The 19,979-nt window shown below is 38.1% G+C and carries 18 protein-coding genes and 1 rRNA gene; 12 read left to right on the top strand and 7 right to left on the bottom strand.

Annotated features, from left to right (window positions below; genetic code table 11):
- Nucleotides 1-46: 46 nt before the first annotated feature.
- The 3 genes from rrf to AC3B6B_RS00740 all read left to right on the top strand — a co-directional run bounded on the left by rrf (nucleotide 47) and on the right by AC3B6B_RS00740 (nucleotide 1,462).
- A 5S ribosomal RNA gene (gene rrf / locus AC3B6B_RS00750) occupies nucleotides 47-163 on the top strand.
- A 76-nt stretch (nucleotides 164-239) separates the two neighbouring features.
- Nucleotides 240-995: a threonine/serine exporter family protein gene (locus tag AC3B6B_RS00745; RefSeq protein ID WP_489756809.1), complete on the top strand. Its 756-nt coding sequence runs from the start codon at nucleotides 240-242 to the stop codon at nucleotides 993-995.
- A gap of 17 nt (nucleotides 996-1,012) precedes the next feature.
- A complete protein-coding gene (locus AC3B6B_RS00740; RefSeq protein ID WP_489756808.1) occupies nucleotides 1,013-1,462 on the top strand; it encodes a threonine/serine exporter family protein in 450 nt (149 codons plus the stop codon).
- A gap of 173 nt (nucleotides 1,463-1,635) precedes the next feature.
- Here the strand turns inward: AC3B6B_RS00740 and AC3B6B_RS00735 are convergent, their stop codons facing one another.
- Both AC3B6B_RS00735 and AC3B6B_RS00730 read right to left on the bottom strand, forming a co-directional pair.
- Nucleotides 1,636-2,469 (bottom strand): alpha/beta hydrolase, encoded by an 834-nt coding sequence (locus AC3B6B_RS00735; RefSeq protein WP_489756807.1) that lies wholly within the window; start codon nucleotides 2,467-2,469, stop codon nucleotides 1,636-1,638.
- A complete protein-coding gene (locus AC3B6B_RS00730; protein WP_489756806.1) occupies nucleotides 2,447-3,553 on the bottom strand; it encodes a hypothetical protein in 1,107 nt (368 codons plus the stop codon). The genes AC3B6B_RS00735 and AC3B6B_RS00730 overlap by 23 nt, the downstream gene beginning before the upstream one ends.
- Nucleotides 3,554-3,632: 79 nt before the next feature.
- On the opposite strand from AC3B6B_RS00730, the gene AC3B6B_RS00725 reads away from it, so the two are divergent.
- Together AC3B6B_RS00725 and AC3B6B_RS00720 are read left to right on the top strand one after the other, a co-directional pair.
- Nucleotides 3,633-4,817, top strand: a complete 1,185-nt coding sequence (locus AC3B6B_RS00725) for an MFS transporter (protein ID WP_489756805.1) — start codon at nucleotides 3,633-3,635, stop codon at nucleotides 4,815-4,817.
- Nucleotides 4,818-5,759 carry an alpha/beta hydrolase gene (locus tag AC3B6B_RS00720; RefSeq protein ID WP_489756804.1) on the top strand — a complete coding sequence of 314 codons (942 nt, stop codon included), beginning with the start codon at nucleotides 4,818-4,820 and terminating at the stop codon, nucleotides 5,757-5,759.
- On the opposite strand, the gene AC3B6B_RS00715 is transcribed toward AC3B6B_RS00720, so the two are convergent.
- Entirely contained in the window at nucleotides 5,760-6,287 is a 528-nt protein-coding gene (locus AC3B6B_RS00715) for a GNAT family N-acetyltransferase (RefSeq protein ID WP_489756803.1), read from the bottom strand.
- Nucleotides 6,288-6,506: 219 nt separating this feature from the next.
- Here AC3B6B_RS00715 and AC3B6B_RS00710 point away from each other — a divergent pair, with 219 nt between their 5' ends.
- From AC3B6B_RS00710 to AC3B6B_RS00700, 3 genes are all read left to right on the top strand, one after another.
- Nucleotides 6,507-8,147: a peptide ABC transporter substrate-binding protein gene (locus AC3B6B_RS00710; RefSeq protein WP_489756802.1), complete on the top strand. Its 1,641-nt coding sequence runs from the start codon at nucleotides 6,507-6,509 to the stop codon at nucleotides 8,145-8,147.
- 315 nt (nucleotides 8,148-8,462) lie between these two features.
- Entirely contained in the window at nucleotides 8,463-9,155 is a 693-nt protein-coding gene (locus AC3B6B_RS00705) for a hypothetical protein (RefSeq protein WP_489756795.1), read from the top strand.
- A gap of 146 nt (nucleotides 9,156-9,301) precedes the next feature.
- On the top strand, nucleotides 9,302-10,777 hold the full coding sequence (locus tag AC3B6B_RS00700) for a glycoside hydrolase family 1 protein (RefSeq protein ID WP_489756801.1): 1,476 nt from the start codon (nucleotides 9,302-9,304) through the stop codon (nucleotides 10,775-10,777).
- A gap of 26 nt (nucleotides 10,778-10,803) precedes the next feature.
- Here the strand turns inward: AC3B6B_RS00700 and AC3B6B_RS00695 are convergent, their stop codons facing one another.
- The 3 genes from AC3B6B_RS00695 to trpX are packed head-to-tail and all read right to left on the bottom strand — an operon-like array spanning nucleotide 10,804 to nucleotide 13,503.
- Nucleotides 10,804-11,610: an ABC transporter ATP-binding protein gene (locus AC3B6B_RS00695; protein ID WP_489756800.1), complete on the bottom strand. Its 807-nt coding sequence runs from the start codon at nucleotides 11,608-11,610 to the stop codon at nucleotides 10,804-10,806.
- Entirely contained in the window at nucleotides 11,600-12,502 is a 903-nt protein-coding gene (locus AC3B6B_RS00690) for an ABC transporter permease (protein ID WP_489756799.1), read from the bottom strand. The genes AC3B6B_RS00695 and AC3B6B_RS00690 overlap by 11 nt, the downstream gene beginning before the upstream one ends.
- Nucleotides 12,499-13,503, bottom strand: coding sequence for a tryptophan ABC transporter substrate-binding protein (gene trpX / locus AC3B6B_RS00685; RefSeq protein ID WP_489756798.1), 1,005 nt, complete (start codon nucleotides 13,501-13,503; stop codon nucleotides 12,499-12,501). The genes AC3B6B_RS00690 and trpX overlap by 4 nt, the downstream gene beginning before the upstream one ends.
- A 627-nt stretch (nucleotides 13,504-14,130) precedes the next feature.
- Here trpX and AC3B6B_RS00680 point away from each other — a divergent pair.
- The gene (locus AC3B6B_RS00680; RefSeq protein WP_489756797.1) at nucleotides 14,131-14,763 is read left to right on the top strand and encodes a hypothetical protein; all 633 of its coding nucleotides are present in this window, start codon (nucleotides 14,131-14,133) and stop codon (nucleotides 14,761-14,763) included.
- 774 nt (nucleotides 14,764-15,537) lie between these two features.
- The gene (locus AC3B6B_RS00675; RefSeq protein ID WP_489756796.1) at nucleotides 15,538-16,080 is read left to right on the top strand and encodes a TetR/AcrR family transcriptional regulator; all 543 of its coding nucleotides are present in this window, start codon (nucleotides 15,538-15,540) and stop codon (nucleotides 16,078-16,080) included.
- Nucleotides 16,081-16,146: 66 nt separating this feature from the next.
- Here the strand turns inward: AC3B6B_RS00675 and AC3B6B_RS00670 are convergent, their stop codons facing one another.
- Nucleotides 16,147-16,839 carry a hypothetical protein gene (locus AC3B6B_RS00670; RefSeq protein ID WP_489756795.1) on the bottom strand — a complete coding sequence of 231 codons (693 nt, stop codon included), beginning with the start codon at nucleotides 16,837-16,839 and terminating at the stop codon, nucleotides 16,147-16,149.
- A gap of 385 nt (nucleotides 16,840-17,224) precedes the next feature.
- Here AC3B6B_RS00670 and AC3B6B_RS00665 point away from each other — a divergent pair, with 385 nt between their 5' ends.
- Both AC3B6B_RS00665 and AC3B6B_RS00660 read left to right on the top strand, forming a co-directional pair.
- Nucleotides 17,225-18,499: an MFS transporter gene (locus AC3B6B_RS00665; RefSeq protein ID WP_489756794.1), complete on the top strand. Its 1,275-nt coding sequence runs from the start codon at nucleotides 17,225-17,227 to the stop codon at nucleotides 18,497-18,499.
- Between the two features lie 21 nt (nucleotides 18,500-18,520).
- Nucleotides 18,521-19,945 (top strand): glycoside hydrolase family 32 protein, encoded by a 1,425-nt coding sequence (locus tag AC3B6B_RS00660; RefSeq protein ID WP_489756793.1) that lies wholly within the window; start codon nucleotides 18,521-18,523, stop codon nucleotides 19,943-19,945.
- Nucleotides 19,946-19,979 lie beyond the last annotated feature (34 nt).

The following is a 19,979-nucleotide window of genomic DNA, read 5'->3' as shown; positions in this document are numbered from 1 at the left end:
GTTTTGAGAGGACTAAGGTTCTTTCAGAAGGTAAGAAGAGAGCAAGTGTGGTGGCGATAGCGAGGAGGAAACACCTGGAATCATGCCGAACACAGAAGTTAAGCTTCTCAGCGCCGAAAGTAGTTGGTGGGAAACTACCTGCGAGGATAGGTCGTTGCCATGCTGTTTATAAAAGATTATCATTTTAATAATGATAATCTTTTTTTGTGTCTTTAAAAAGAATGGGATGAGTACTGATTATGGCTTACAAACAACAACGACGAATAGTTGACGTCGGATTATTAGCGGGAAAAATTATGATTGAATCCGGAGCAGAAATGCATCGTGCCCAGGATACAATGCAACGAATTTTGCTAAAGGGTGGAATTGAACACCCGGAGATTTATACGACGCCGACGGGAATTTTTTTAAGCGCTGATCGTTTGACTAATACAAGAATGGTGCAAATTAACCACGAAACGACTAATTTATATAAAGTGACGGAAGTTAATTCATTATCACGTCAATTTGTGGCTGAACAATTAACTTTAGAGCAATTAGAACAAGGGTTACAGCAAATTGAGCGGTCGATGTTAGATTTTCCATTGTGGTTAAAAGCAGCTGGTGCTTTTTTGTTGAGTTGCACCTTGATGATTTTATTTGTGGGCGAATATGATTGGGTTGATTTTGTGCCTGCAGGAATTGTAGGAATGATTGGTTATTTAATTGATTATTTTGTCAAACAATGGATTGATATTAGTTTTATCAGTACTTTTTTAGCAGCAACCACTATTGCGCTCTTAGCTGTTGTGCTTCAAAAAAGTCACTGTGTGAATAATTTAAACTACTTAATTATTGGTGCTGTGATGCCCTTAGTGCCAGGAGTATCGTTAACGAACGCACTGCGCGACCTGATGGCACGGCACTTAATATCGGGATTAGCTCGAATGGGTTCGGCAATTTTGAGTGCAATGGCGATTGGCGGCGGTATCGCAATGGTACTGAGATTCTTTTAAAGAAGGGAGTTTCGTATATGATACTAAATGCGATTCAAATTATCATTCAAATTACATTTAGCTTTGTCGGCACCATTGGATATGCACTCTGTATTAATATTCCGCGCACAGCGCTCATTACTAGTGGTGTTTGTGGATCATTAGGCTGGATGATTTATTGGATTTTAAGTAATTTTGTGAAATCAGGTAAAGTATTCGCTAACTTAATTGCGGCACTAATGATTGGAATTGTTAGTTATTTATGTGCGCGTTATAAAAAGATGCCCGTGAGTCTATTTAATATACCAGCGTTGGTGCCACTAGTTCCTGGAGCAACCGCATATCAAGCTGTACGAGCACTGGTTTTTGGACAAATCTTCGAAGGGCTGCATTTAACAGTGCTAGTCATTTTAATTATTGGGGCAATTGCAATGGGCTATATCTTAGCCCAATTAATTGTAGATCTTGCATTTCGGCGTTATTCATGATAAATTGATGATATGCGATGAGTCGAGTGATCACTTTTTAGTGATGATTCTGGGAATGTCGATTGTTATTAATAACAATAGCCAGCGGATATGGTGACATCTTTATCATTAGATGTGAACTGATGATAAATATTACTTGAAGTAATATCCCTTTAAAAAAGCCATAACAAAAGTTATGGCTTTTTTTCATTATTAAAATTAAATTGGTTCAAGATGTTTTCACGAATAATGGTTCGAACTTGTTGGTTAGCTAATAAACTGGAATGCTCACTATCGTCACCAGTGACGGTGGCCTGTGTGTATTTAGCGACCGTATTTTGAAAAATATATTTACCCGCTTCGACACTTTGATAAGGTACAGTGCCATCATCTTGATAATTTTTAGTGCCCGCAATGGAATCGACAATTAAATTCTTGGGTAACTTCTTGCGGTGCTGGTGTAATTGGTGAAAAATTGCGGTTTGATTTTTGATATTGGATTCTAAAGAATTGTAGGGCGTACCAATGGTAATTAAATGATTGATGCGCAAAGCGTTTTGATTAAAATATTTTTCTAAATACCACGTCCAAATTAAGCCGCCGTTAGAGTGACCGACGGCAGAGAAGTTGTTAAAGTTATAATTAGCAGTTAAATAATTGATAGCTAATTTGAGCCAGTAAGTTTGCTTTTTAATATTCTGGTATCCGTCAGCGTTATTTTGAAAAGCAATCACAATAAAAGGTTGTTTATCATGAGCAGTAATTTTACCCGTCACATGCAAGTGATTGTTCGTCCGCACCGTAATTTTGACAATACTATGTCTTTTTTTAGGGGTATTATATTGCTTTAATAAATCATCAAAGCGATTTTGTGAAGCAGAACTGCCAGGGATAAAGATCACCGGGGATAGTGTTGAATTGTGGAACGCTTTTTCACTATAAACAGCCTGCTTCATTTGAAAATAGGCAGGAATACTGCTGAGGACAAAGATCAAGAGAATAATTTTAATCCACAGTGATTTTTTCATGGGCAACCTCCGCTTTCACAAATGGCAAATAAATTAAAGTGGAACTAAGGATGGCTAAAAGAGTCGCGAACAAAGCTGCCCAGTTGCCATTGGTTCCTAAAAAGTTCCAAAGAAAAGTTGGGGTGCCGGCAAAAATTTGGTAAATGGCAGGTGACGCCCATTTCAAATTAATGAAACAGTAACCAATCAGCATGCTTACTAAGGGGCTCACAATAAAGGGAATTAGGAAGCGATAATTGAATAAGACTGGTAGTTTAATGAGTAATGGGGCGTTCAGTCCAAACATGCTGGGAATCAAATTTTCGAGCACGATTTGGTAGCGATGATAATACAAAAGCGCAAAAATTAACCCCAAACAGCACCCGATTCCTCCTAAAAAGGTATAGCTAGTATAAAGCGAATGGGTATTCAATGGATAAGGCAAACTTTGATGTGATAAAGCAGCACTCAAATTGGCAGTAGCTGCGGGCGAATTGATGGCTTGACTTTTAGCATTAAAGGGATTGATGAGCCCGAGCCAACTGCCCAGACAACGAATAATTGTCAGAAAAAATAAACTGAGTGGTTGAATTTTTTGAACATTAGTGGAAATACCAGGAATATTATTGAACCAACTCAAAGGGTTTAACCAATTTAAGCTATAGCCCAAAATAATAGCCACAGTAATAATCAGGGTGGGACAGTGGAGACGACTTAAAATTAAGGAACTTATCAAACTAATAATAATCACCAATAAAATCGGTGGTTGATTCAGATAAAGATTGGTATCATGGTTTAAACAAGTTAAAATAATTACTAAGCAAGTGCAGCAATGTGTGACTAAAGATGCTTGCGGCTGGAATTTTTGGGAAATAAGATAGCTAAGTAGTAATAAAATACCGAACTCCAATAAATTATTTAAATTTAGGAATAAGGGTAAATAGTGACTGAGGTTCGGTAAATGTAAGAGATGACGTAAAAAACCATTCGGGTTTATAACGCTACTAGTGATGAGATGTGAATAAGCATCAACTAGGACAAAAGGATAGATCCAAGTTAAGATTTGTTGTCCTTGTTGTTTAATATTTGATAAATGAATGTTCAATCTAAATGCTCCTCTTCAAAAGATTGTGGCTAGATGTTAGTAACTATGACTTAATCCAAAAACGGAAAGGAATTCTTCGATGGCAAATGAACAGCAACGGTGGTTATTAATTATGAATGTAATTTTTAATCTCGTTATGGGCTTTATTTTACCAGTGAATACTATTTTTATAACGAAATATTTACACGAATCAATGATTACTGCTGGTTGGGTCCTAATGATCTATTCCTTAGTGATGATGCTGGGTAATGCTTTGGGCGGTTATTTGTTTGATCGGTTTTCGCATACGAAAACGTTGTGCTGTGGCTATTTATTAGCGGCACTCGGTTTTGTGATTATGGCGGTTAATCATCAGTGGCCCTTGTATCCCGTTTGGTTAGTGATCGTAGGCTTAGGCATGGGCATTAGTTATACGGCGGTGAACTCATATACGGCGGTGGCAGCTCAGCAAAGTCATACGCCCCAAAAGGTTTTCAATGCAATGTATCTGGCAGCTAATGTCGGGATTGCCATTGGCTCCATGCTGGTGAGTGTCATTTTTCAAAGTAGTATTTTTTTAACTTTCTTTTTGCCAGCATTGTGTTTTGGCTTGTGTTTGGTAATTGTGTTTTGGCGTGGTTCGATCTTGGATGGCGTTCAACAGGTCCAGCATGCAAACTACCACGCTCCTTCAACTAATAATGGGCACACTAACCAGTTAAAGTCCCAACATTTGAGGTTGAATTTGATACTTTTATGCTTAGCCACTTTAATTGTCTGGTTAGGTTACTCACAGTGGGATAGCAATATGTCCTTATATATGTTAGATCGGCATTTAACAATGCACCAGTATAGTTTATTATTTAGTATTAACGCGGCGTCACTGATTATTATTCAGCCCTTGATGAATCAAATCATGACGCATTTGTTTCAATCCTTAAAATTTCAGATTGGTACGGGATTATTGATTATGGCGGGGTCATTTTTATTGTTACCTAATGCGACACATTATAGTCAATATGTGTGGAGCATGTTATTACTAACCATTGGAGAATCAGTTACGTTCCCCACCATTCCTGCCTTACTCAATAAATTTGCGAACGCGGATAACCAAGGACGCTATCAAAGCTTTTATGTCATCTTTGGTTCATTAGGACGGGCTGTCGGTCCTTATTTAGGCAGTCTATTGGCAACTCAATGGACTTTTAATAATCTATTTTTATTGATTTTTATTACGATTACATTAGCTGCCATGGGCGTTTTTTTAGTAAAGGAGGTCCGATAAATGTTTAAGAAAAAATTAGCCGGTGTAACAGTTTTAGGAACAGTTCCTTTACTAATCGGAAAAGTCTTGTTTGAATATGTACAGCGTCGTGACAGTTCAGCGTTAAAAACGCAACCACCACAATATGCATCCACTAACCAAGCCATTAAATGGGCCCAACAGTTTGAACAATTACCACATCGCACAGTCCAGTTAGTAGCCCATGATGGCTGGACGTTAACGGGCTTTTTGACCAGTAATCCCCAAAACTTAGGAACGGTTTTAATTGTTCATGGTTTTGGGGTGGATCATCATTCATTAGATAAAATTGGTGGTTTATTTTATCAATTGGGCTATAACGTTTTACAACCTGATAATCGCGCTGCGGGTTTAAGTGGAGGTGATTATTTAAGTTATGGTTATTTGGAAAAATACGATGTGCAGTTGTGGCTGCAGTGGCTACAACAACAATCTCAATTACAGGCACCTTTGATTTTATTTGGGGCGTCGATGGGAGCAGCGACTGTTTTACAGAGTTTGGCTTTATCTTTGCCGCCACAATTAGCTGGCGTGATTGCTGATTCTAGTTACACTAATGCCCAGGCTATTAGTGAGTATACTATTCATCGTCAGTTTAAGTTGCCTAGTAAAGCCATAACCCAGTTGATTTCATTATGGTCGAAAGTTAAGTTTGGTGCCAGTTATGCGCAAATTGATGTTCGACCAGCATTGCAGCAAACGAAAGTCCCGGTTTTGCTAATTCGTGGTTTAAAAGATACGACGGTGCCCCCACAAATGTCAGCTCAATTAATGCAAGGAGTAACTTCAGCAGTGCAATTGGTGGACTTTGTTGATGGGAGCCATATTCGTTCCATTGAAAGTGATCCGCAGCGTTACGCACAAGTGATTCAACAATTCTGTGCACAGGTCACGGTCAAAAATAAGTTTGAAGCTGGTCAGTGATTAATGACCAGCTTTTTTACTGCAAAAATCTTGAAAGTGGCGGCCCCAAATATCTAAGTCCAAAACTTTGCCTTGATTATTGGCTACGGCCGGTAAGTGACCCCAACGTTGGAAATTATTTTTACTAAATAAATGTTCACTGGCTAAGTTGGCACTAAAAATATAGGCAACAACTGTTTTTATATGCAAACTTTTTAATTGCGGAAAAATAAAATCTAGGGTGGCTTGGCCGAGACCTTGATGTTGTGCATTCTTATCTAAATAAATACTGATTTCACTGGTAGTTTGATAAGCAGCCCGACCATAAAAATCGGATAAGCTAGCCCAGCCCACAATTTGTTGCTTTTGTAAAATAACCCATAACGGACGTAGGGGATTTTGTTGATGTTCTAAAAACCAGCTTTGGCGTTGGGCGACAGTAACGGGTTCTAAATCGGCGGTAATCGTTTGGATAGGAATACTTTGGTTATAAATGGTAACGATGGTACTTAAATCTGGCAGCGTCGCTAAACGAAAAGTTGCTGGCATTAAAAAAATCTCCTCATAATTAATCTTAATAAAAGTGATTATAGTAGTTTTAAACGCGTAACTCAAGTGTTTGGTTCGTGTTGGTCGGGTTGCTGATTATTTTTACATTAATAATAATTATAAAAATAGCCACAACATCTCATTTACTTTTAATTAAAAAGAGAGTAAACTCAACACAACTAAACGGCTACAAAATTTAAGGGAGAAGAGATGGGAGCAATGAAGTTACCAAAGATGTTGCTGGGTGGTGGCATGACCTTGACGGCGGCTGTATTAATGGTAGGCTGTGGTTCCAAACAGGCTCAAGCGCCCACTAATGAAGTGCGGATTATGTCCAAAGACCTGTTAGCAACCATGGATACTTCCATGATGACTGATATTTTGAGCGCGCAAGCGGCACAGAATACCATGGCAGGTTTATATCGTTATAATGGTAAGACTATCGAACCAGAATTATCCACTAAAGTGGTTAAGCCAACCAATAACGGTTTAACTTATACCTTTCCATTACGCAAGAACGCTAAATGGAGCAATGGCGATCCAGTAGTGGCTAACGATTTTGTTAATTCTTGGCGGCGGACGGTTAATCCCCAAACTAAATCTCAATACGCTTATATCTATGAGGGGATTGCTAACGCCAAGGCGATTACTGCCGGGAAAAAACCAGTGGATTCTTTGGGGGTTAAAGCCTTAGATGCACATACTTTACAGGTTACTCTAGAGAAGCCAATTCCATATTTTAATGAATTATTAACGGGCTCGCAATTTTATCCGCAGAATCCGCGGGCCACTAAAAAGTGGGGGAAGAAGTATGGAACCAATTCGAAGACTTTAGTTTTCGATGGACCCTACAAATTGCAGAATTGGAGTAATTCCGATAATACGTGGACTGAAGTTAAGAATAATACTTATTGGAATGCCAAGCACGTTAAGGTCAAAACTTTGAAATACCAAGTCGTCAAAGATGCTTCGACTGCGTTGAATTTGTATCAATCGGATAAGTTGGACCGTGCGGAATTGAGTGGCGATACTTCTAAACAAATGAAGAATTCCAAGGGTTATAGCGTCCAAAAGCAAAATTCGACTGATTATATTGAACTCAACCAGAAGAAGTTGCCGATGTTCAAGAATCAAAAAATTCGGCAAGCTTTATCCTTTGCAATTGACCGCAAACAATTGACGAAAAAAGTTTTGGGTAATGGAACTTCAGTAGCTACTTCTGTAACGGCTGCCGATATGGCTTATGATCCTAAGGATCAATCGAAAGATTTTGTCAGTGAAACGAGTGGCACTGGTAAAGCCTATACCAAATATGATTTGGCTAAAGCTAAGCAGTTATGGAAACAAGGATTACAAGAAAGTGGTCAAACCAAGAAAAAATTTAATTTGGTTTTGTTAAGTGACGATACGGATATTGCCAAACAACAAAGTGAATTTTTACAAAGTCAATTACAAAAATTACCAGGTTTGAAAGTTACATTGAATAATGTACCGTATAAGAGTCGACTCAGTCGCTCAGTGAGTGGAGACTTTGATATGGTCATTACGCAATGGAATGCAGATTTTCCAGATCCGATTAATTTCTTAACCTTATTTATGACTAATAATTCTTATAATAGTGGTAAGTGGAGTAATCCACAGTATGACGCTTTATTGAATAAGAGCATGAATGAAGATGCCAATAATGTCACCGCACGTTGGAACGATATGAAAGCAGCGCAAGATATCATTAATGAACAACAAGGTGTCATTCCGCTATATCAAAATGGTCAAGCCTTTATGACGAAATCTAGAATTAAGAACCTGGAATTGAATCCGGACAATATGTATAACATGACTAACGTCCGTCTGAAAAAGTAGTTGAAGAATGTTTGATAGAATCTTCAAGTGTGTCGAAAGACACCTTTAATGAAGATTCTATTTTTTTTACTTTCCGCATCAAATGAAACGAAATATCAAAGTTTAATCCCTTTTTTGGAAATTCTGTCCCACTTTTGAAACAATTATCCGACAATTACTTTTGTTGTGTCGTTTCTGCAACACTTCAACCGTTCTTGTAGTGGTTCTTTGCCTAAATTTTGGTTAATATACAATTGTCAACTGAGAGAAGTTCTCTCATCTGATCATAATTGTAGAACATTGTAACTTAAGACCTCTTATTAGGAGGTTGTTACAATGAAAACATTTTTAAGTCTTTTAAGCGTTTTAGCATTAAACGCTTCTGTGGTTTTTACTAATCCTGCTGGTTACTCCCCTAGTGCCGCAGCTGATGATGTAAAAACTGAAACAATGAGTGCTGTAAACCCCATATCAAATAATAAAAAACAGCAACCCATTCAAGTTAAGTCGGAATTAGCCAGTACTCCCCATACTGGTAGTTCTCTTAACTACTTCCCCAAAGATACTACTAGTCAAATGAATCAAAGTTCTCCCCAGAACAATGAATCAAAACAAACGGTACCTTCCCCCCAAGCAGATACCGCAAAGACCCCAACGTTGAGTGGTCAGCAAAGTAGTGATACTACTAATGCCATCGCGTTTAACAATGTTAAGTTTCCAATCGGAGATTTCCACGGCAATGGAAATGTTCCCGGAGACGGACATATTTATCGTTGGGATGACGCACCAGTTGATAATTGGTTTTTACTAGAGCGTTCAACACCGCAAGCAAACATGGTCTGGAAGTTACAAGTAGGTTCTACAATTTCGGCAAATAATCAGACATATCATGTATATTCCATTTTAAATGGAGTGAGTCATAGTGACCCACGGCCGATGGAAGCTTTAAAGAGCAATGGTGGGATTTTAATTCAAACATGTGAACAACCAGTTTACAATTCCCCGTTAACCTTTGTGCTCGCTAAATAAATAATTGTAGATAAAAATAAAAGCCTTATCGTTTCTATGATGAACGATAAGGCTTTTTGTCTGCAATTAATCTAGGAATAAAGTCGTATAATCATGGTAAAATGAAAACGGTCAACTAATTTTGGAGTAAAGAGGTTAGATAATTAATGGTGCAAGATACAAAATTGCCACAAGGTTTCTTGTGGGGTGGGGCGACAGCAGATTTTCAATATGAAGGTGGTTTTAATGAAGGTGGTCGTGGCATCTTATCACGTGATTATGAAACTGCCGGTTCCAAAGCCCACCCGCGACATCACACGCTGCAAGATGCTCAGGGCAATTTGCTTCAACCCAAAAGTTCCTTTTTTGACGCTGATTCGGTGCCTGCAGATGCCCAACCAGTATTTTTAGAGCAGCAATATTATCCTAGTCATCAAGCGGTCGACTTTTATCATCATTATCAAGAGGATATTAAGCTGATGGCTGGCATGGGCTTTAATGTTTTTCGCTTTTCGATTTGTTGGAGTCGAATTTTTCCAACGGGTGAAGAAGATCAACCGAATCCAGCGGGTTTAAAATTTTATGATGACGTCATTAATGAATTAACCAAATATCAGATGGAACCGTTAATTACGATTTGTCACGATGAATTACCAATGAATTTGGCACAAAAATATAATGGCTGGGCGTCTACCAAAGTGATTGATTACTATGTTAAATATGCGCGCACATTATTTGAGGCTTTTGGGGATCGCTGTCGTTACTGGTTAACCTTTAATGAAATTAATGCGGTCCGTGGCTTTGGTCCAACGGGTGTGCGACAAGCCAGTGGTCAACAACGTTATCAAGCAGCTCATAATATGTTTGTCGCTTCTGCGAAAGCAGTTCAATTAGGGCATCAACTCATGCCCCAAAGTCAATTTGGGGCCATGTATGCCATGAGCGGTCTTTATCCAGCTACTTGTAAACCAGAGGATGTCTTCTGGCAGCTGCAAGAACGGCGTGAAAATTGGTATTTTATAGATGTGATGAGTCGGGGCTATTATCCTAACTATGCTCCCGAAGTTTGGCAGCATCACGGTTTTCAGCACTTGGACATTACTGCGGCAGATCGCAAAATTTTACAAGCGGGACAATTAGACTACATCGCTTTTAGTTATTATCGTTCAAATACGACGCAAGCTCAGGATCAATGGTTTAATGTTGGCGGTCATTCCAATCCCTATTTACCAACTACACCTTGGGGTTGGCCCGTTGATCCGTTGGGGTTAAGGTATTGTATGAATGAAATCTATGATCGCCTGCAAAAGCCCATCTTTATTGTGGAAAATGGATTAGGAGCGGAGGATCAAGTTGATGAACATGGTTATGTGGCCGATGATTACCGAATTGATTATCTGAAACAACACCTAACTGCGATGGCCGCGGCAATTAATATTGATCATGTGCCATGTCTGGGATATACGATGTGGGGGCCAATTGATTTAGTTTCGCTGTCCACAGGTGAAATGAAAAAACGTTACGGTCTAATTTATGTGGATATGGATGATCAGGGCCGAGGAACTTTAAACAGAACGCCTAAAAAGTCCTATTATTGGCTGAAAAAGATTATTGCAACTAATGGTGCAGCCTTGACTGAATAGCCGTCCTTAATAAAAAGGATTGCATGTTAGGACTGAGAAATGTTTTCTGGAGATTCGTGCGCGGATTGGGTTAAGAGTGCAGCTAACGCAGTAGCGGTTAGCTGCTTTTTTTCAGCGGCTGTAAAGTCAGCTTGAATTTGCCCCTGATTTAAAACAATTAGCCGATTACCATATTGGAGCGCATCTTCAAGATGGTGGGTAATCATTAAACAAGTTAAATGTTGTTGGGTAACAATCTGGTTAGTCTGGTCCAGTAACTGTTGGCTACTATGCGGGTCTAATGCGGCGGTATGCTCATCTAATAATAAAAGCTCGGGTTGGTTTAAGGTGGCCATCAAAAAACTTAAAGTTTGTCTTTGACCGCCAGACAAATTTTCGGTTGGAGTATCGAGACGTTGGTTCAAGCTATTGCCGATGCGGGTAGTTAGTGCTTTGATTTGGGGCCGATTAGCCTGCAAATGACGAAAATGTAACCCCCGCTTTTGCCCTCTTTTAGTTGCTAATAAAATATTTTCGGCCACCGTCATTCTAGGTGCGGTACCACTTTTAGGGTCTTGGAAAACCCGGCTTAAAAATTTAGTACGTTGGGCAATTGAAGTTGTCGTAATATCTTTTTTATGGTGTAAAATTTGCCCATAATTTGGTTTAATATCTCCCGCTAACACGTTAAACAAAGTCGATTTACCGGCACCATTAGCACCAACAATGGTAATGAAATCTCCAGGATAAATTTTGAAATTTAGTTGATTAAGGATAGTAGCCTCATTATTCGTCTTTTGGTTAACTAAAGTGGTAATGTTTTTTAATTGTAGGATTGGTTGGCTATTTGTCATTATTAGGGCCTCCTTTTGCAAAAATAGTGTCTAATTTTAACCAATGTCGCAATTGCGGTAACATCAAACAAATGGCTAAGATAATGGCCGAAATCAAATTTAAATCATTAGTCGAAAAACCTAGTTGCAGAACAATTAGGAGAATAAAACGATAAATAATACTACCTAAAGTGACCGCAATTAAGCGCTGATTGAGGGTTAATTCGCCAAAAACAACTTCGCCAATAATGATGGACGCTAAAGCAATTACAATAATGCCAATACCCATATTAGCGTCAGCGTAACCATTATTTTGAGCGATTAAGGCGCCACTGAGTCCAACCAAACCATTGGAAATGGCTAAACCTAGAATAGTCATATTATCGGTGTTAATGCCTAACGACTGCGCCATGGTCGGATTATCACCAGTTACAATGAAAGCTTGGCCTAAGTCAGTCATTAAAAAGCAGCAAATTAATCCAGTAATAATAATGATAGCCAACCCACCAATGGTAATACTGTCAAAATAACGGGGTAAAGTTTTGAAGAAAGCGGCAGTGAAAAAAGTTTTTTGGCCTAGTAGTGAGACATTAGCGCCCCCCATAATTCGCAGGTTAACGGATAGACAGCCAGTCATAACTAAAATGCCCGCTAATAAGATGGGAATCTTCCCCTTTGTATATAACAATCCAGTAATTAAGCCTCCCACAGCTCCTGCTAAACAACCCAAAATGGTGGCTATTAAAGGTGAAAGACCGTGGGTAATGGCAGTTACAGTAACCGCTGCCCCTAGAGGAAAGGTTCCTTCAACGGTCATATCAGCAAAATTGAGAATACGAAAAGTTAAAAACAACGCAATACCTAAAATAGCCCAGAGTAATCCTTGCCCGATACTTGATGTAATTAAACTCATTTGATAATGCCTCCATCTCTCTGCGCAGCTTGCATAATTTTAGCGGGAACATGTAAATGCAGGCGCTGAACTTCTTTTTCATTGATAAGATAATGTCCTTTGATCACGTGTTGCACCGGATAATTAGCGGTTTGGTGTCCATGTAAAACATTGCCCGCCATTTCACCAGCTACGATTCCTAAATCTTTTTGCTTAATTGCATAAGCAGCACTGCCACCATCAGGCACCATGGTTTCCGCACAAGGAAAAACCGGAATGTTAGCATTATTAGTTACTTTGACTAAAGTCTTCATCGCGGAAGCAATGCCATTATCTTGGGGAGCGTAAACGGCATCGACTTGTGTCACCATTTGGGCAGCAACTTGTTGTAAATCATTGGTGTTCGTGATAGTGAACAATTTGGGTGTTAAACCTGCTTGGCGGACCACTTTGGCAAAAGCATGGGCGTTAGTTTGCCCACCATGATCAGAGGAAGTATAGATAATACCAATTCTTTGAGCCTGTGGCATGATAGTTCTAATGAGTTTGAACTGTTGTTTAACAGGATTCAAACCAGAAGAACCTGTAATATTAGCACCTGGATGGCGTTCGGACTTGACTAAGCCACTAGAAGCAGGAGCAGAAATGCCGGCTAACATAATGGGAGTATTACTTTGAGCACTGTTGGCTAAAGCCTGTGCAGCTGGAGTAGCGATCCCGACTAACAAATGATCTTTGTTAGCTAATTGTTGGGACATAGTTTTGAGATTGCTTTGATCACCCTGCGCATTTAAAAAATCAATCCGCAAATTTTTACCGACAATAAATCCTTTTTTCTTTAATCCTAGAACTACGCCTTTATGAATTTGATCCAAGGCGGGATGAGTGACCATTTGTAAAATTCCCACACGCGTTACTTGCGTGGAATTGGTAGCAGTTTGGGTGTTAACTTTGGGATTTTGAAAGAAAGCAAAGCCCAGAAAAATCAATATTAGACTAATAAATGTTAGCATTCGTTTCATGATTCACCTCGTTAAATTATCCGGGCAAATAAAAAAGGCAAACCAGCATTACTCTGGTTTGCCCTTGAGAAGCCAAAGTCTGCTGTGTTAGAACCATGCAGGCTTTGGGAATGAAAAAATAAGTCAGCACGGATACAAACTGTTTGCCAGATCGTATCCGCTTAGAACGATTACGATCAGCAGTGCTGGCTTTGCCAAGATAGTTGAACGTTACTAATTGTTAACTGACTCATGTTGATCATCCTTTCATGTCTAAATTGGCATTAGTATAACTGAGACTTTAAACAATGTCAACTTAATCTGAATAAGAGTTTGGAAGCTATCGAAGCTTTTAATGAGTAACAAAGTATGAAGACAATGAGAGATTATTGGTGCTAGACTAAGAAAAATGGGTAAAATGGATATGAATTTTATTTATTCTCATTTTTTATGAAATAGTGTTTCATTTATGGGACGATTATCCGACAACGTTTTTGATTGTGTCGTTTTTGCAACATTTTAACAACAGCTGTCGTTGTTATTAAGAATTGATGTGGTTATTATATAGTTGTTCCTTAAAAGGGACATTTAAACAAACTTGTAATACTCGTGATTTTGGACCTCTGGCTAATTAAGGAGGCAACCAACATGAAAGGTAAAACTTTATTAACAATTTTCAGTGCTTTAGCAATTAACTTAGCACTACCGATTGGACAGATGAATCGTCAAACTTTGGCGGATAGAAATACTGTTCAGCCGACACAAGAAATTACTGTTAATCATCAAGAACAAGCAACTAAAACCATTAAAACAACTAATAATAATCAACCAGTGAAATCTTCCCCCGCAGTGGTAAACACAACAAGCGGTTCTAGCACTGCAGTTTCACAGGCGAGTGTCACCATTATTGATCCTAGTCATCCTGAAAGTTATCCCCGAGATGTGATGACAATTGATAATTCAACTTATCAAGTCGCAGATTACCACGGCAATGGTATTATTCCCGACTCAGGTAAGGTTTATCACTGGACCGATGCACCACGCGATAATTGGTTTTTACTAGAACGTACAGGAACGCAAGCAAACATGGTTCAAAATTTACGAGTAGGTACAAAGGTTGTAGTTAATCAAAAAAGCTATCAAGTTTATGATTTACTAGCTAAAACTGATCAAAGTACTTCTCGTCCTGCTGCTATTCAAGCAGAAAATGGTGGCATTGTTCTTTACATTCAAACCACTAACAATCAAAAAGTTTCTAACTTTTATGTACTAGCTAAATAATAATTAAGACAAAGCATTGATTTGAAATTATATCAATGCTTTTTTTTGTAGATTAAAATATTGCGGTGGGTACAAAAGCTCTGAGAAGTTGGGTGCTAACTAGTCAGTTAATGTTACTGGCAAAAGCAGCGATTATTTTTACATAAGGTCAGGTTCACTTATTAATTATTGCAAAAGTTGCGAAAAAATTATTTATTTTGTAATTTAATATTGACTAATCTGAATGAAATTGCACTGGATTTTTCAGAAAAATAAAAGATAATGGGTTGAAATAAATTAATCATTGCACAAGCTTAGCTACTAGCTAGTGGGCAATTTGTTTTCTGAAAGGCTTTTGTTGAGGAAAGGGTGAACAATTACTTTAATTCAAAACCCCTACTGATGGGGATTTGCCTCAAGATCCAGCAAATAAAAATAATTTAACTGGATTTAGGGTGTTATTTTATAGTTCTACGTGCTATAATATTAATTGTGCAATGATAGAACTTACTTAATTAGACTATGATCCGTTTGCTTGCGGTACTGTACGTTTTAATAAAAGGTAATTATCATTAGTGCGTTATAAAAACCAATAAGTTTTAATAGCATATTGTTCTATTGCCGTAGAATAGTTATTAGCTTATTGATAGTAATAGATAAAATAACATTAAGACACTTTATCTGGATTCATTGTTCTGGGGAGGACTTTGGTAATTCGATATGTAGTGTCTTTTTTGTTACATTTATTTGACTTAGGGTTTATGATAAACATGTATGGGTATTGGGGGGATTCTCATGTTAACAAAATCAGCACGTTTTAACTATACTAAACTAATGTTACAAACTTCTTTAGTTCAATTGATGCAGAAGAAGATGTTAGATGACATTACTATCAAAGAGTTGTGCAATGTAGCTAATGTGAATCGATCGACTTTTTATGCACATTATCGTAATACTTATGAAATCATGATAGAAATCATCGAGCAAAATTGTGATCTTTGGATTAATGCGGTAAGGGAGTGCCGTAAACAACCAGATTTCTTGGCAGCATATACTAAAATTTTGACGCAGGCACTTTTAAAAATTAAAGATGATAATCAAAAGTTTCGGGTGTTGTGTAGCGATGAATGTTTCTTTTTATTTGTCAAAACGTTAACTAACTATATTGTTAAAGGAGTATTACCACATAAATCTTTTGATTTAGTTTGGTATAATGTGGAAGGCGGTTTAGGTGCTGTGCGGCAATGGTATTTTGATGGGTCAAAAGAACCAGCCGAGGAATTAAGTCAACATCTAGCAGAGATATCGTATAAGAATTTGTTTTTAGATAATGATTAATCAAATCAAGCTACTAAAAAAGATTAGACCAACGTGTCTAATCTTTTTATTTTTATCTACAATTATTTATTTAGCGAGCACAAAGGTTAACGGGGAATTGTAAACTGGTTGTTCACATGTTTGAATTAAAATCCCACCATTGCTCTTTAAAGCTTCCATCGGCCGTGGGTCACTATGACTCACTCCATTTAAAATGGAATATACATGATATGTCTGATTATTTGCCGAAATTGTAGAACCTACTTGTAACTTCCAGACCATGTTTGCTTGCGGTGTTGAACGCTCTAGTAAAAACCAATTATCAACTGGTGCGTCATCCCAACGATAAATATGTCCGTCTCCGGGAACATTTCCATTGCCGTGGAAATCTCCGATTGGAAACTTAACATTGTTAAACGCGATGGCATTAGTAGTATCACTACTTTGCTGACCACTCAACGTTGGGGTCTTTGCGGTATCTGCTTGGGGGGAAGGTACCGTTTGTTTTGATTCATTGTTCTGGGGAGAACTTTGATTCATTTGACTAGTAGTATCTTTGGGGAAGTAGTTAAGAGAACTACCAGTATGGGGAGTACTGGCTAATTCCGACTTAACTTGAATGGGTTGCTGTTTTTTATTATTTGATATGGGGTTTACAGCACTCATTGTTTCAGTTTTTACATCATCAGCTGCGGCACTAGGGGAGTAACCAGCAGGATTAGTAAAAACCACAGAAGCGTTTAATGCTAAAACGCTTAAAAGACTTAAAAATGTTTTCATTGTAACAACCTCCTAATAAGAGGTCTTAAGTTACAATGTTCTACAATTATGATCAGATGAGAGAACTTCTCTCAGTTGACAATTGTATATTAACCAAAATTTAGGCAAAGAACCACTACAAGAATGGTTGAAGTGTTGCAGAAACGACACAACAAAAGTAATTGTCGGATAATTGTTTCAAAAGTGGGACAGAATTTCCAAAAAAAGGATTAAACTTTGATATTTCGTTTCATTTGATGATTAATGGATTAAAAAAAGATTATCTAAAAAATATGATAACCGGTTGACATATGAAAACGAAATCATATAATAATATCTGTAAACGTTTTAAGATTATGATAACCGGTTGACAGTCAGAGTCACCGCAGAAAGGATTGAAATTTGTATGTTAAATCTTAAAAAAACGCTGAAGAATCCTTCTTATTTACAAAATTCAGTGACGTTACTTTTGTTTTTTGCATCTTGGGGTGTTTGGTGGTCATTCTTTCAAGTTTGGCTGACTTCTAAACAAAATGGTTTAGGTTTATCTGGTGGTGCTGTGGGAACTATTTATTCAGCCAATTCGTTAGTTACTCTATGTTTAATGTTTATCTATGGTACTTTACAGGATAAATTAGTGATTAAACGTTACTTATTAATTTTTTGTGCAATTTTAGATGCTTTAATCGGACCGTTTTTTGTCTGGATTTACGCACCATTATTAAGTCATCATTTTATTTTAGGAATTATTGTCGGGGCCGTCTTTTTATCAGCCGGTTTCTTATCGGCTTCGGGAATTTTTGAAGCCGTGGCAGAAAAGATGAGTCGCCGCTTTGATTTTGAATATGGTCAAGCGCGGGCTTGGGGTTCTTTTGGTTATGCAATGGTGGCACTATTAGCAGGATATCTCTTTGTCATTAATCCCAAACTGAATTTTGTCGTAGCCTCGGGATTTGGGGTGTTGCTATTATTGGAATTAATCTTTTGGAAGCCTAAACAAGAAAAAACGGTGGATCAAAACCTAACTTTTGAAGGCGAAGGCAGTGATACACCATCTCTGAAAGATATGTTGAGTTTGTTAAAAATGAAAGAGTTATGGCTCATTATTATCTTTATTATGTTTACGAATACTTTCTATACGGTTTTTGATCAACAAATGTTCCCAGATTTTTATACGAAATTATTTGCTAATCCCGCTTTGGGTCAACATATGTATGGTACGTTAAATTCGATTCAAGTTTTTTGCGAAGCTTTAATGATGAGTTTAGTGCCGATCTTGATGCGGAAAATTGGTGTCCGAAATGCCTTATTACTTGGTGTGACAGTTATGTTTGTGCGTATTGGAGCTTGCGGCTTGTTCCATAATCCGGTTGCGATTTCCTGCATTAAAATGTTACATTCAATTGAAGTACCACTGTTTTCGTTGCCGATCTTCCGTTATTTCACATTACATTTTGATACCAAATTATCTGCGACATTATATATGATTGGCTTTCAAGTCGCGTCACAGATTGGTCAAGTGTTACTGTCCAACCCCTTAGGAACCTTGCGCGATCATATTGGTTATAGTAGTACCTTTCATGTGATTGCCATTACAGTTTTGTTAGCGGGAATTTATGCATTCTTCGTTTTGAAAAAAGATGATCAAGATGTTAACGGTGATCCCTTTATTCGTTCATAAATTAAAAGTTGAGGTAAAAAAATGACAGCTTTACAAGTAACTAATCAGCGTTATCGCTTGGGATATCATTTGATGGCTCCAGCGGGTTGGATTAATGATCCCAATGGTTTTTGTTATTTTCAAGGTTATTATCATATGTTTTATCAGTACTATCCGGATGCCCCTAAATGGGGACCGATGCACTGGGGTCATGCGCGCAGTAAGGATTTATTACACTGGGAAACTTTGCCTGTGGCATTAACACCAGGCGATGCGGAAGATCAAAACGGTTGTTTTTCTGGTAGTGCGATTGTTAAAGATGATACTTTGTATTTAATTTATACCGGTAATAACTATTATGATGAAAAAGATCCCGATCGTTACTGGCAGAATCAAAACTTAGCTTATAGCACTGATGGCATTCATTTTACCAAATATGAACATAATCCCGTTATTGCTACACCGCCAGCCGATAATACACAAGAATTTCGCGATCCCAAAGTTTGGGAGCATGACGGTCATTACTATGTTATTTTAGGTGGGCAAACTAAGGCTGGCTTGGGCCGCGTATTGTTGTATCTCTCCGATAATTTAGTGGACTGGGACTATTTAGGACCACTGACGCAAGCTAAAAATAGTCAACTAGAAGGTTATATGTGGGAGTGTCCGGATTTGTTTCATTTAAACGGTCAAGACTTATTGTTGACTTCGCCGCAAGGGATTCAAGCACAAAACCAGCAATATTTGAACTTACACCAAACGGTTTACTTTGCGGGTCAGCTAGATTATCAAACACCGCAGTTTGCCCAGATGGGTTTTCACGAATTAGATTTAGGGCATGACTTTTATGCGACGCAAACGATGCTTGCTCCTGATGGCCGGCGCATTGTGGTTGGCTGGCTAGCAATGTGGGAAAGTGACATGCCAGAACAAGCTGATGGTTGGTCGGGAGCGTTAACTTTGCCCCGCGAGTTAGTTTGGCAAAATGAGCATTTATATATGCGACCGATTCAAGAAGTGCAGTCCTTAAGACAAAAGGTATTGCAACAACAAAGCTGTGCCTTAAGTGAAAAGCCAATAATCATTAGTCAAGATCAAGCCACGGTGGAATGGCAATTAAACGTAGATCTAGTACAATTTCAGGGTACTAAAATCGAAGTTATGTTTCAAGATCCCACCACTACTGCCCAAACAAAGCTCACTTATTTAGTTAAGCAACAGCAATTAATTGTAAGTCGCACCGACCGCGAAACGGCGCGTTATGGTCAATTACAAAATTGTGATCAGTTGCAATTACAAATTTTTGTTGATCGTAGTTCCTTAGAAATTTTTGTCAATCAAGGCGAAGTGGTCTTTAGTGAACGTTATTACTTTAACCAAGCACCTGTAATTCAACTGCAAGCTGACGGTCAAGGAGTAGCTGATAGTTTGGTTTACCAGTTGGAAGCAGACACGAATCAATATTAAAAAGATTGTTTGTTGAAATTGACGAACCATTCTT

The organism is Bombilactobacillus sp. ESL1197, assembly GCF_058107145.1.
The sequence above is the reverse complement of the archived record's forward strand: the minus strand, read 5'-3'. Positions and strand labels throughout refer to the sequence as shown.

Excerpts from the sequence above, each read along its gene's own strand:
- AC3B6B_RS00705 (WP_489756795.1), top strand. The coding sequence starts at position 8,463 with ATGAAAACATTTTTAAGTCTTTTAAGCGTTTTAGCATTAAACGCTTCT.
- AC3B6B_RS00720 (WP_489756804.1), top strand. The coding sequence starts at position 4,818 with ATGTTTAAGAAAAAATTAGCCGGTGTAACAGTTTTAGGAACAGTTCCT.
- AC3B6B_RS00665 (WP_489756794.1), top strand. The coding sequence starts at position 17,225 with ATGTTAAATCTTAAAAAAACGCTGAAGAATCCTTCTTATTTACAAAAT.
- AC3B6B_RS00695 (WP_489756800.1), bottom strand. The coding sequence starts at position 11,610 with ATGACAAATAGCCAACCAATCCTACAATTAAAAAACATTACCACTTTA.
- AC3B6B_RS00660 (WP_489756793.1), top strand. The coding sequence starts at position 18,521 with ATGACAGCTTTACAAGTAACTAATCAGCGTTATCGCTTGGGATATCAT.
- AC3B6B_RS00690 (WP_489756799.1), bottom strand. The coding sequence starts at position 12,502 with ATGAGTTTAATTACATCAAGTATCGGGCAAGGATTACTCTGGGCTATT.
- AC3B6B_RS00715 (WP_489756803.1), bottom strand. The coding sequence starts at position 6,287 with ATGCCAGCAACTTTTCGTTTAGCGACGCTGCCAGATTTAAGTACCATC.
- AC3B6B_RS00675 (WP_489756796.1), top strand. The coding sequence starts at position 15,538 with ATGTTAACAAAATCAGCACGTTTTAACTATACTAAACTAATGTTACAA.
- AC3B6B_RS00710 (WP_489756802.1), top strand. The coding sequence starts at position 6,507 with ATGAAGTTACCAAAGATGTTGCTGGGTGGTGGCATGACCTTGACGGCG.
- AC3B6B_RS00745 (WP_489756809.1), top strand. The coding sequence starts at position 240 with ATGGCTTACAAACAACAACGACGAATAGTTGACGTCGGATTATTAGCG.
- AC3B6B_RS00740 (WP_489756808.1), top strand. The coding sequence starts at position 1,013 with ATGATACTAAATGCGATTCAAATTATCATTCAAATTACATTTAGCTTT.
- AC3B6B_RS00700 (WP_489756801.1), top strand. The coding sequence starts at position 9,302 with ATGGTGCAAGATACAAAATTGCCACAAGGTTTCTTGTGGGGTGGGGCG.
- trpX (WP_489756798.1), bottom strand. The coding sequence starts at position 13,503 with ATGAAACGAATGCTAACATTTATTAGTCTAATATTGATTTTTCTGGGC.
- AC3B6B_RS00735 (WP_489756807.1), bottom strand. The coding sequence starts at position 2,469 with ATGAAAAAATCACTGTGGATTAAAATTATTCTCTTGATCTTTGTCCTC.
- AC3B6B_RS00670 (WP_489756795.1), bottom strand. The coding sequence starts at position 16,839 with ATGAAAACATTTTTAAGTCTTTTAAGCGTTTTAGCATTAAACGCTTCT.
- AC3B6B_RS00725 (WP_489756805.1), top strand. The coding sequence starts at position 3,633 with ATGGCAAATGAACAGCAACGGTGGTTATTAATTATGAATGTAATTTTT.
- AC3B6B_RS00680 (WP_489756797.1), top strand. The coding sequence starts at position 14,131 with ATGAAAGGTAAAACTTTATTAACAATTTTCAGTGCTTTAGCAATTAAC.